Source organism: Gracilibacillus pellucidus (assembly GCF_033949965.1).
GTDB classification, from domain to species: Bacteria; Bacillota; Bacilli; order Bacillales; family Amphibacillaceae; genus Gracilibacillus; species Gracilibacillus pellucidus.
In genome coordinates, this window is record NZ_JAWZSR010000003.1 from 102,063 (window position 1) to 114,574 (window position 12,512).

9 protein-coding genes and 1 riboswitch are annotated in these 12,512 nt (G+C 36.3%); of the genes, 7 read left to right on the plus strand and 2 right to left on the minus strand.

The genetic code is table 11. The annotated features are described in order from the left end of the window. Positions 1–31: 31 nt before the first annotated feature. Positions 32–1,048 (minus strand): ABC transporter substrate-binding protein, encoded by a 1,017-nt coding sequence (locus SH601_RS06185; protein ID WP_319957400.1) that lies wholly within the window; start codon positions 1,046–1,048, stop codon positions 32–34. A 3-nt stretch (positions 1,049–1,051) separates the two neighbouring features. Continuing rightward, positions 1,052–2,020 carry an ABC transporter ATP-binding protein gene (locus SH601_RS06190; protein ID WP_319957401.1) on the minus strand — a complete coding sequence of 323 codons (969 nt, stop codon included), beginning with the start codon at positions 2,018–2,020 and terminating at the stop codon, positions 1,052–1,054. Between the two features lie 136 nt (positions 2,021–2,156). Between SH601_RS06190 and SH601_RS06195 the strand changes: the two genes are divergently transcribed. The 7 genes from SH601_RS06195 (at position 2,157) to SH601_RS06225 (ending at position 11,807) form a co-directional block, all read left to right on the plus strand. Further along, a complete protein-coding gene (locus SH601_RS06195) occupies positions 2,157–3,044 on the plus strand; it encodes a LysR family transcriptional regulator (RefSeq protein WP_319957402.1) in 888 nt (295 codons plus the stop codon). Positions 3,045–3,357: 313 nt separating this feature from the next. After that, positions 3,358–3,477: riboswitch (SAM riboswitch) on the plus strand. Between the two features lie 127 nt (positions 3,478–3,604). Continuing rightward, positions 3,605–4,633, plus strand: coding sequence for a methionine ABC transporter ATP-binding protein (locus SH601_RS06200; RefSeq protein ID WP_319957403.1), 1,029 nt, complete (start codon positions 3,605–3,607; stop codon positions 4,631–4,633). Further along, positions 4,623–5,285 (plus strand): methionine ABC transporter permease, encoded by a 663-nt coding sequence (locus SH601_RS06205; RefSeq protein ID WP_319957404.1) that lies wholly within the window; start codon positions 4,623–4,625, stop codon positions 5,283–5,285. The genes SH601_RS06200 and SH601_RS06205 overlap by 11 nt, the downstream gene beginning before the upstream one ends. A gap of 11 nt (positions 5,286–5,296) precedes the next feature. Further along, on the plus strand, positions 5,297–6,121 hold the full coding sequence (locus SH601_RS06210) for a MetQ/NlpA family ABC transporter substrate-binding protein (RefSeq protein ID WP_319957405.1): 825 nt from the start codon (positions 5,297–5,299) through the stop codon (positions 6,119–6,121). Positions 6,122–6,149: 28 nt separating this feature from the next. Beyond that, on the plus strand, positions 6,150–7,328 hold the full coding sequence (locus tag SH601_RS06215) for a M20 family metallopeptidase (protein WP_319957406.1): 1,179 nt from the start codon (positions 6,150–6,152) through the stop codon (positions 7,326–7,328). A 345-nt stretch (positions 7,329–7,673) separates the two neighbouring features. Continuing rightward, the gene (srtB, locus tag SH601_RS06220) at positions 7,674–8,372 is read left to right on the plus strand and encodes a class B sortase (protein ID WP_319957407.1); all 699 of its coding nucleotides are present in this window, start codon (positions 7,674–7,676) and stop codon (positions 8,370–8,372) included. Then, on the plus strand, positions 8,373–11,807 hold the full coding sequence (locus SH601_RS06225; RefSeq protein ID WP_319957408.1) for a carboxypeptidase regulatory-like domain-containing protein: 3,435 nt from the start codon (positions 8,373–8,375) through the stop codon (positions 11,805–11,807). It begins immediately after the preceding gene. Positions 11,808–12,512 lie beyond the last annotated feature (705 nt).

The window sequence follows — 12,512 nt, forward strand, 5'->3', positions numbered from 1 at the left end:
CTCCAGTATGTTACTTCAACATGTAGAAGTGTTATTCCATTGATGTGAATTTGTTTAATGTTTCTGTTTGTTTTTCTTCGATATCCTCTAAGTCTAGTGGAAGCGTAGGAATCTCACTAAGTGGTGCACGATCGTTTAATTCAATCGCATCGTTACCAGGTAAAATATACGCATCTGCAATTAATTGTTGTGCAGTATCAGATAATAAGAAGTCGATATATGCTTGAGCACCTTCTAAGTTGTGTGCATCTGCAAGGATTGCAGCAGCTCGTGGACTAATAACGGTACCACTTTCTGGATAATAAATATCAACAGGTTCTCCGTCGTTTTTCGCTTTATATGTCATATAGTCTACAGCAGAGACAACAACATCTTTATCGCCAGTAATAACAGAGTTTAATGCTTCTTTGTTTGCACCTGCGATTAATAAATCATTATCTAACCAGCTTTGTACAGTATCCCAACCACCATCTGTTTGATTTGTTAAGCCGTATAGAAAGTCGACAGCTGAACCGGAAGAAGTTGGGTCAGGCATCGCAACACGACCTTGCCATTCTTCGTCACTGAACTCATCCCAATCAGCGTCAATAGAATCTACTTCGTTTGTATTGTAGGCAACGCCAAGAGCGGCTGCACTATACCCGTAATAATAGTTGTCTGCATCACTCCACTCAGGGTTGATACTGTCACCATTTTCCGACTCATAGGCTTGTAATTTATCTTCTGATTTTAGTCCTTCCATAGATGAGACAGAAGCAAGTACGACAACGTCTGCTACAGGGTTATTTGCTTCCGCTTCTAATCTGGATAAAATTTTACCTGTTGTACTTTGGAACATTTCTACCTTGATACCTGTTTCTTCTTCAAATGCTTCTTGAATATTTTCCGCTAGTCCACCAGGTCCTGCTGAATAAACCGTGAGCGTATTCTCGTCTGTTGAAGAACTGTTTTCAGCACCTGAAGCTTCGTCATTGTCAGCTCCACAAGCACCTAATAGTAATGCTGATGTGAAAATTCCTGCCATTGCCGTCATTTTTAATTTTTTCATTTGTTACGCCTCCTGTTTTTGTAATGAATGAATCGTATTTTCTTCGATATAAAGTTTTATCTTTTCCCCTTGGATATGTGGTTGGTGGTCATAGAACTTCCACAGATGACCATTAGTTTCGACAAAGATAAGATAGCGATCCCCTTCATACATGCATTTTTTTACGATTCCTGATCTCGCCCGTGTATTTGCTTGTGGGTATGGATGAACATGTTCAGGTCGAATCATTTTGTCTTGTTCTTCTAGCCAATTCGTTTTGCCGATAAAATTAGCAACAAAAGTGTTGGTAGGGGAGTGATAGATTTCCTCAGGTGAACCTGTTTGGACTACCTCTCCACTATTCATGACAATCATGTTATCAGACATTGCCATTGCTTCCGTCTGGTCATGCGTCACAAAAATAGCTTTGGAACCAATCGATTGAACGATTGTCAAAATTTCCTCACGCATTTGTTCGCGAAGGATCGCATCAAGTGCACTAAGCGCTTCATCAAACAAAATCAGCTTTGGATTAACAGCGATTGCTCGCGCTAAGGCAACACGTTGCTGCTGTCCACCAGATAATTCCCCTGGTTTCATTTTGGCCTTTTGTTCCAGCTTTACTTTCTTTAATGCATCATGAACGATTGCTGTTCGTTCTGCTTTTGCTACTTTCCCTCTGAGACCAAAAGCAACATTGTCGAAAACAGTCATGTGTGGCCAAAGCCCAAAATCCTGAAATACCATGGCGATTTCTCGTTTGTTCGGCTTTACATTCACCTTTTTTGACAGAGAAAAAATCGGTGTGTCATCAAAATGAATTTCTCCAGCTGTTGGCTCTGTTAGTCCTGCTAACATTTTTAGTAAAGTTGTTTTCCCACAGCCTGATTGACCGAGAATCGTGACAAATTGATCTTCTATTGTCAGATCAATCGGCTTTACTGCTTGGATATTTCCGTATTTTTTCTCGACCCCTTTTAAATGAATTTTCATGATATCCTCTCCTTACTCATAAGTGTAGGGGAGAAATGTTTAGTAAATATTAACTAACTGTTAACATTAAATTAAAATAAATCTGATAAAATCATCATATTGTTAGAAAAAATCTAAAATACTTCAGGGTGATAAAGTGAATATCCAAAAATTAAATGTATTTATTTCGCTAGTAGAAACGAGAAAAATGACCGATACCGCTAAATCATTAGGTTTATCAACACCAACTGTTTCCTTTCATATTAAATCGTTAGAGGAAGACTACGGAATTAAGCTTTTTCGTACTAATGCAGGCGGCTACCGGCTAACAGATGCAGGGGAAATGCTCTATCATTATGCCAAACAATTAAGTCAGACAAATCAAGCATTAGAAAAAAGTGTCGCAGATTATAAAAATGGGGAAAAAGGAGCATTAAAACTTGGCGCAAGTGGTGTTCCAGCACAATTGTTCATGCCAGAATTAATTCACCAATTAGCAGAAAACTATCCAAAAGTGAAGGTTTCTTTAGATGTAAAAACAGCTCCAGATATAGAAAGAAGGCTGTTGTTACAAGAACTAGATTGTGGCTTCATTATGGAAACAGGAAATAAAGAGCAAGACCTCATCTATGAACCTATTACAAGTGACACGATTGTACTAGCCTTTAGTAAGGAACATTCATTTAACGGAAAAACGATTTTAGAAGAAAATGATTTATACAATCAAACATTATTAGTGCACCGTTTATCCAGTTCAACAGGCCGTTTTTCTCAAGTCTGGCTACAAGAAAAAAAGCTAAGAATGGAAATGATTCAACTTGATTCTGTTTCCACCATTATTAAGATGTTATCATACGGCAAGGCTGTCGCACTTATTTCTAAACGATTAATCGAAAAAGAAACACATTTATCCTATATAGAATTTCACAACCAAGATTTAGAAAGACAAATTCATTTTGTCTACCACCGTAATTTATGGATGAGCGGGCCATTTCAATATTTTAAAAAATTAGTGACAAACTTAGGGGGAGAGCTAGAGGTTTAAATAAACAGAAATATGAACACAAAGGAAAGAAAAAGCATTCAATTTTGTAAATAAATCATTGTATAGACAGTAAGCAATTCTGTTATAAATAAAGAAGCAATAAGCTGACGTTAGTAATCAGTAGAAGTCTATAACTTCCACACTGAAGAATCCCTATTCCCATTTCGTCAGCAACTAAATGCATGAATAATCCCCCTAAAAAAACAGCATGATTACGCTTACTATTATTTTTTTCTGAAAATTATATTGACAATCGGTTAATTGTTCATTAGAATAAGTTTCACTGACTCACAATTTCATACAAACATCGAATTTCTTATCAAGAGAGGTAGAGGGACTGGCCCTATGAAGCCTCGGCAACGTGTTTTATTCGTTAATGAATAAAAAGAACGTGCTAATTCCAGCAAGTGAGTGATCACTTGAAAGATAAGAAGGGCAGGTATACGAAATAGATATGTAATCTTCTCTTCTTATTTTGAAGGGGAGATTCTTTTATTGGCTAAGAACGAACGATACAGATTTTTTTCGAAATATTCGGATAATAAGAAAAGAGGGATTACATGATAGATTTTCAAGATGTAACGAAGACGTACACAACAAATGATAAACAAATAACAGCTGTTGATCATGTCAATTTATCGATTGAACAAGGAGAGATTTTCGGTGTGATCGGTTTTAGTGGAGCAGGAAAAAGTACACTAATTCGATGTGTAAATTTACTAGAAAGACCAGATCAAGGCAAGATAATCGTAAATGGCACAGACATGTTAAAGTTGTCTAAACCAGAATTGATTAATGTTCGCAGAAAGATTGGGATGATTTTTCAGCATTTCAATCTACTAGAATCAAAAACGGTCTTTCATAATGTTGGTTTTCCATTGCTATTAGCTGGCGTTTCTAAGCAAAAAGTGAAACGAAAAGTGGATCAGTTACTTGAGTTTGTTGGCTTAAAGGATAAAGCAGAACATTATCCGGAACAACTCTCGGGCGGGCAAAAGCAACGAGTAGGTATTGCAAGAGCATTAGCAACAGATCCAGAAATATTATTGTGTGATGAAGCAACATCAGCACTTGACCCACAAACAACTAGCTCTATTTTAGACTTGCTTAGAAAAGTCAGAGAAGAATATAACATTACGATTTTAATGATTACACATGAAATGCCAGTCATTAAAGAGATTTGCGATAGAGTCGCAGTAATGGAACAAGGAAAGGTGATTGAAGAGGGATCGATTTTTGATGTCTTTTCCAATCCACAACAGCAAACGACAAGAAACTTTGTAAAAACAGTTATGAATGATCAATTACCACAATCTGTTATTGATAAAGTGCATGGAGCACATGAGGGTAGCAAGATTGTTCGTTTAACTTTTGTAGATGATTCAACAGATATTCCGCTTATCTCCGATGTGGCGAAAAAATTCGAGGTAGACACGAATATATTATTTGGTCAAATTATCGAGTTACAGAAGAAGCCATTTGGTAGCTTAATAGTGGAATTGATTGGTACATCAACAGAAATAGATAAGGCTATTCAGTTTATTGAGAGTCAAGCAAGTGTAGAGGAGGTAGAAACAGATGGGGATTGATTTAGCAACTTTTTGGCCACGAATTGTGGACGCAACCATCGAAACACTACAGATGGTGGCATTTTCACTAATTTTTTCATTAATTATCGGGATTCCACTTGGTATCGTACTAGTTGTTACGAGACCGGGAAATTTATTAGGGAATAAAGCATTCTTTGCCGTGTTAAATGGTGTGATTAATTTCTTGCGCTCCATCCCTTTTATCATTTTGTTAGTCGCGATTATCCCATTTACGAGATTAGTAGTTGGTACAACAATTGGGACGGCTGCAGCGATTGTTCCATTAGTAGTGTATGCAGCTCCATATATTGCAAGGCTAGTGGAAAGTAGCTTACTAGAAGTATCACCAGGTGTTATTGAAGCAGCCGAAGCAATGGGAGCAAAACCTTGGCAAATTATTTTCCGTGTCCTTGTGCCAGAAGCGTTTAGCTCGTTAATTCTTAACATTACGATTGCGACTGTCGGAATAATAGGTGCATCAGCGATGGCTGGATTTGTTGGAGGTGGTGGTCTAGGTGACTTAGCAATCGCCTATGGATACCAACGATTTGAAACAGAGATTATGATTATTACCGTTTTACTTTTAGTAGTAATTGTACAGTTCGTGCAATCATTAGGAAACAAATTATCGAAAACATCAAGAAGAAGATAGGGGAGATAAACATGAAAAGAAAAGTATTTGGAATAGTTGTGAGTTTATTAGCAATTGTAGCAGTATTAGCTGGATGTGGAAGTAATGATGAGGAAACAACAGTCAAAGTCGGATTAAATGGATCTGGTATCCCGATTTGGGAATTTATTAAAGAGAAGGCAGCTGACGAAGGGATTAACATAGAGCTTACCGAGTTTTCTGATTATGTACGTCCGAATGATGCTTTAGCGGATGGAGATATTGATTTAAATGCTTTTCAAACAGTAAGTTACTTTGATTCTTTCATTGAAGAACGAGATTATGATTTAGTACCGATCGCGACAACGATGATTGCTCCAATGGGCTTTTATTCAGAGAAAATTGATGATGTAGGTGATGTACCTGGCAATGCACAAATTGCTGTACCACAAGAGGCAACAAACTTAGGGAGAGCACTGTTATTAGCAGAGCAAGCTGGCTTAATTACATTGGAGGATGGTTTTGATGGAAATGGTGATCTTTCTGCGATCGTCGAAAATCCAAAAAATATTGAATTTGTCCCAATGGTTGCTGCCCAAACAGCACGTGTACTTCCGGATGTAACAGGAGCAATTATTAATAATGGTGTAGCGGTAGAAGCAGGTTTCGTTCCAGTACAAGATGCTGTCTTTATTGAGGATGATACGGCAACACCATACATTAATATCATTGCTGCACAAGGCGACGAGAAAGATAAAGAAGCTTTTCAGAAAATAGTTGATATTTATCAAACAGATGAAGTAGAAGAATATATTCTTGAAGTGTACAACGAGTCATTAATTCCAACCTTTGTTCCATTAGAGCAAATCGGTTGGTAATCATGATAGCAAAAAAGGAGGCAGAATAATGACAACATTAAATAAACAAGCATTAGAACAAATCATTGTAAAAGAAATCGAGAGTAAACGAGCGAAATTTATTGAAACAAGTCATCAAATTCATGCTCGACCTGAAATTGGCAATCAAGAATATTTTGCTTCGGAATTATTACGAACAACTCTTGAAGAGGAAGGATTTTCTGTTCAGGCTGGCATACCAGAGCATGAAACAGCTTTTATTGCTCGTAAATCATCTAGTAAAGCTGGACCGAAGATCGGTTTTCTTGCCGAATATGATGCACTAGAAGGTTTAGGACATGCGTGTGGCCATAATATTATCGGTACACTGAGTGTCGCAGCAGCGATTGGATTAAGTAAAGTGCTCAATCAGATCGGTGGTGAACTGGTTGTCTTAGGTACACCAGCTGAAGAAGGCGGTCCGAATGGAAGTGCAAAAGGTACGTTTGTCAGACATGGATTGGTTCAGGATATTGATGCATGTATGATGATTCATCCATATGATAAAACAGCAGGTACCGCACCGACACTTGCCGTTGATCCGATCGATTATAAATTTTACGGAAAACCGACACATGCAGCAGTATCCCCTGAAAAAGGAATCAATGCATTAGATGGTGTGATCCAATTATTTAATGGTATCAATGCTCTGCGCCAACATGTAACAGACGATGTGAGAATTCATGGGATTATTATTGATGGTGGCGATGCAGCAAACATTGTACCAGAGTATGCTAGAGCACGTTTCTTCATTCGTGCTAAAACCCGTAAAGCATGTAATGAAGTAACGAAGAAAGTCAATAACATTGCCGAAGGAGCAGCTTTTGCAACAGGAGCGCGAGTAGAAATAGAGCCTATCCAAAATGGTGTTGATGACTTTAAGTTGAATACTAGTTTTGATCAAGTATTCCAAAATAGAATCGAGGAGCTTGGTGAAGATTATCAAACTTCCAATAAAGGTTTAGGTTCAAGTGATGCAGGTAATATTAGTCAAGTCGTGCCAACGATTCATCCTTATATTAAAATCGCAGAAGAAGGTACGGCACTACATACGATACCTTTCCGTGAAGCGGGCATTTCTGAACAAGGTGATCAAGCGCTGATTACAGGAGCGAAAGCTTTAGCATTAACTGGATTTGATCTTATAACAGATACAGAAGCATTGGCGCGAGTGAAAGAAGCGTTTTAGTAACTGAATGATGAGAACTATCAAGAAAAAACTAAGGCTTTTGATAGGCCTTAGTTTTTTCTGGAATAAAGGTATTCTTTCTAGCAGTTAATGTACTAGTATTTTTAATAACCTCTAAGCATGCTCCACACTATATCCCCCTTACATGACCAACAGAAAATCTTTTGGTCTATTGATAGAAGTCTAACTATAAGCAAAGAGAACAAGATTGTTACCCTAATAAAAGAAATTATTGGTACAGTATACAATTTTCGTTAAAATCACTCACATAATCCCATTTATATGCTAAAATGTAGAATGTTCGACTGTGTTTTACAGAGAAAGAAAATAATAACAGAAAGGATGGTGAATCAAATAGGAAAGAAGTTTTACTATTCATTATTGATGATTAGTTTAGTTGGAATTGGTTATTCTTTATATTTTCTGATTATTCAAGTAAATGACTATGCAGTGGCACAACATAAATATGGAGAAATTAAAACTATGTATCATCAACAAGAACGTAGTCTAGAAAATATCAATGAAGATTACATAGGATGGATATCCATTGAAAATACGAGCATAGATTACCCTGTTGTATTAAGTTCTGACAATCAGTATTATTTGGATCATAATTTTTATCAGGAAGAAGACTTTGTAGGATCTATTTTTATGGATTATCGAAATTCTGTTAACCCTATGGATCAACATACTATTATTTATGGTCATAATATGAAAGATAAAAGTATGTTTGGTAGTTTATCAGATATTATCAATGATCCTTCATTTGCAGATTATCAGATAAAACTAGAAGTTGATGGTAAATTATATGTTTGGGAAATATTTTCTGCATATGTATCAACAAAAACGGATTGGATGCAGGTATTTTTTCAGACGCCAACAGCATACGATGATTTCTTAGAAAATATTCTGGATTCTTCCATGCAACCATCTAGTCAAGATTTAAATAAGATGGATAGAATTATTACTTTAGCTACATGTACAACTAATGGTATAGATGAACGATTTATTGTACATGGAAAATTAGTAGAGGAGAGTAGCTAGATGACAAAGTTTAAACAATTAATGTTAGTGTTTGTATTATTTTTGGCATGTGTTTGTTTCCCGTCTATTTCTTTTGCTTCAGAAACTAGTAATGACATATTAAACGTAGATTTGGAAACAGATAAAGAGGCTTATGATGATTCGGATGTCATTACATCAACTTTAACTATTACGAATGTATCTGAGCGTTATAGTGCGAAGGATATAGATATTCAAACGAAATTACCAGATGAGTTAGAAGTGACAGAATCAGATGATCTAGATATTGAAAATGGAATCGTTTACTGGGATGTTAATGATTTGGAGCAGGGAGAGGCATTAGAAGTAACATTTACATCAAAGCTTAAAGATTCCGTTCAGCAACAACTGGCAGGAGAAAGTACTGAAGAGGAAAATACATCAGGTACTTCTGGCGATTCAGAAACTGCAGTTGAAAATAATAATGATCAATCGATAACAAAAGATGAAAAAAATGATCAGACTGTTACAGAAACGGCTGCACCGCAAACAGGAGATAATGTTAATCTCTTTACTTATATGGTTATTCTTCTTATTTCAGTCATTCTAGGGATTATTGCATTTATAGGTATTCGCAAGAAGAAGATTCCTAAAACAGCCACATTTATTATTGCTATTTTACTTCTTACACCGTTTGCTTCACATATTCAAGCAGTTGAGTCAGAAAAGATTACACAGGAATCCACCTATCAACATACATTATCGATTGGTGATAATGAGTACGATGTAGAGACATCTGTTACGACAACAATAGTGGAAAGTTTAGAACAGATTCCTGTAACTGGTACGATATATGATGCAGAAGGTAATCTACTGACTAATCATGAATTAACTTTTGAGACAACAATTGATAATGAACAAATAACTAATGTCATAGAAACGGATGACGAAGGGTATTTTGTAGAGCGTTTGTATAAAAATATAGACTATCAAGTGACCTCTGATGATATACAAGCAAGTATGACAGCGGTAGATGTAAATGAGGTTGAGGTTACCAATGAATTGGGTGAAATTGAACTTGGAAAGTCTTTAAGAAATGGTGATAATCACTCATTTTTACAGCCTAGTGTTATTTATTTAGATGATGAAGATGTGGAAAGTATTAACGATATTTCGTCGGATTTATCTCAAGCTACATTTACTGATTCATTAGATTTAATGGAAGATGATTTAATTGTTGTTCCTGAATGGGAGGAGTATCCTTCAGGGATTGCGTTCCAAATCGAATCAATTGATAGGAACGATTCGGAAATGATTTTAGAATTAGAACAACCAGAAATTGAAGATATATTTGAAGAAATAGTAGGGGAAATAGAGGTTGATATGTCTCCAGGATATTTCACACCAGCAGATGGTGTAGAAATTCAAGATGTTATGGGGGCTACAACAGAAGAAAGCATTGAGCTAGATGATCAGTCAATTGGTTCTAAACTTACGTTAAAGATAGATGATCTGATTGAATATGAAGAGTTTTCACTAAATGGTAAGGTTGAATTGTCTGGTAAATTTTCTGGAGATATTGATTGGCGTGTCGGATTAAATCCGGTTAATTCATTTGATTTTAATTTCACAGGAGAACAAAATATTATCGCCGATGCAACAGTTGTAAGCGAAAAAGAAGTAAAAGTTCCTTTAGGGAAACTGGTAGTGCCAACACAAGTACCTGGTCTAACTGTTAGTGTGCCATTTGAATTAGTTACAAAAGTAAGTGGTGAAGTTAGCGTAGAAATTTCAACAGGAATACGTGAGAACATTGGCTTATCCTATACGGGAGATGAAGGGGTTAGAACCTATCCTGAAGAACACTTTGAACCATATTTCCAAATGACAGATGTTAATGGCTCAGGGGAGCTAGCGGCAGGGGTAGGTTTGTCGGTATTTACACAAGGATTTGGAATAGATCTTTTAGGAGCGACTGGAACAGGTATGCTAACTGGAAAAGCGACTACCTCCGTTATAGGCCAAAATTTACCTTATAGTTGTCTGCAGCTATCTCGGTCGTTCGATGCAGAATTAAAACTAAAAGCGCCAATTTTGAATGGATGGGAATCACCAAGCATTAATGCTGATCATACATTTCCAGGTGATGAAATTGGAAACTGTGTAAGGTCGATTAATGTAAATCCAAATCAATTGGAAATGGAGCCTGACGAAACAAAATCTGTTACCGTTAGTGCCATTAATAATACTGGTGAATCACCTATTAATAATGATGATGATTTAGAGGTAGTAATATCTGATAGTGATCTTATTTCTGTTGAGAAGCGTGATAATAGGGTAGATATTCAATCGTCTGAACATGCACAGGACGGTGATGAAATCGAAATAGAATTTAATTATGAACTGAATGGTACTACACATACTGACACACTAAAAGTTCAGATTAAAGATGACCGTCCTAAAGGGGAACTTGTTGGTAGTGTAATAGATGCGGTAGAGGAAACACCGTTGCATAATGCAAACGTTGAATTGTTTAGAGATGGGCAACTAGTACAAACTGTAGAGACGCTAGAAGATGGAACCTACCAAGTAAATGTTGCTCCTGGTCAATATAAAGTAGAAGTATCTTATCCAGGTTATATCAAAGACTCATCTATTGTGACGATTCAGTCAGAAGATTCTACGACATATGATTCTGTTTTATACTTAGTAGGAGATGAGTATGGTGGTAATGGTAAAGTGTCCGGTGTCATTACTAATGCTGTAACTGGTGATGGTGTACAAGAGGTAAACATTGATATTCGTCGTGGAAAAAATACTACAGAAGGTGAAGTCATTAAGACGATTAAGACAGCTGAAGATGGTTCATATGAAGTTGAACTACCAGGTGGAAATTATACGATGACTTTAGAAGCTGATGGATTTATTTCTACGAATGCTAATATTCTATCTATTGGTGGAGAGGAGAAATCAGAGCAGAATGCTACTATCTCACCTAGTGGACTATTAGCTGAAGATTTAAGAGTAGTACTTACATGGGGAGAAAATCCAAGAGATTTAGATTCACACATAACTGGTCCGAGAGAGGATGGTGGACGTTTCCATGTATATTATTCTGCCAAAGAGTATATTGATAGTGTAAATAATGTCAATCTTGATCGCGATGATATTCATTCCTATGGTCCAGAAACAATAACGGTCATTAAGCAATTACAACAAGGTACCTATACGTATGCTGTTCATAATTACACAGGCCGTTATTTAACAGAGGATAATCAATTTGATCTTTCTAATTCTGAAGCAACAGTAAGAATATACAAAGGAGACCAATTGCTTGAAACGTATAATGTACCTGTAAATCAGCCGGGTAACTCGTGGCGAGTGTTTGAGATACGTGATGGAGAAATTGTTCAAATTAACCAAGTTGAAACAATTGATAATTGGAGATCACCTGATTATTTTGCACCTCTTCCATAACAATAAGCAGTAATTGATGAAAGAGTGTTTCGTGATTTGTTTACGAAACACTCTTTTTTTAATATGACTTTAAAATATATGGTTGAGTAAGAGGAAATATGGAATTGAATGTTTCCCTTCTAATAAATCATGTATAGGAGATAGTGTAGTCTGTGAAATAGAACTATCTAAGTCTACATCTGTTCTGTTTTGAGTCATCTCGTGCTCAACTCACTTGAGTACTAGTTCTTCGTCATAGGTATGAGTAGGGAGATTTCTTTTACCAAGTGTACCCTTAGCAATTCCCCAAATTATCTGTTCCCTGTAAACTTGGTGTGTTATTTCTATCGTGAAACAAACAACTTAAAACTTATCCTTTAAAATCACCAAGGGTAAGCATGCCCATATCTGATATGGTTCTTTTACTGAGTGAGATTTCGTTATCATTCCTATACATTTCCACCCCTTATAGTTCCATCATCTACACCAGGTCCATATTCTAATATCATTGCTACACTCTTAATCACTTATCCACTCTATTAGGACAAGAGAATCAGCTACTATTGTTTATTCAATAAATAGATCCATTCTACTTTATTCGCCTTGTCATTTTGTCATTGTTTTGATGATGTGCCTGGAACAAATAAAGTGTTAAAATGATCAGGCAACTGTGATCTTTGTCCGTTAAGTTGAAAACAAAACTTATCCAATAATCTAGATAGAAAG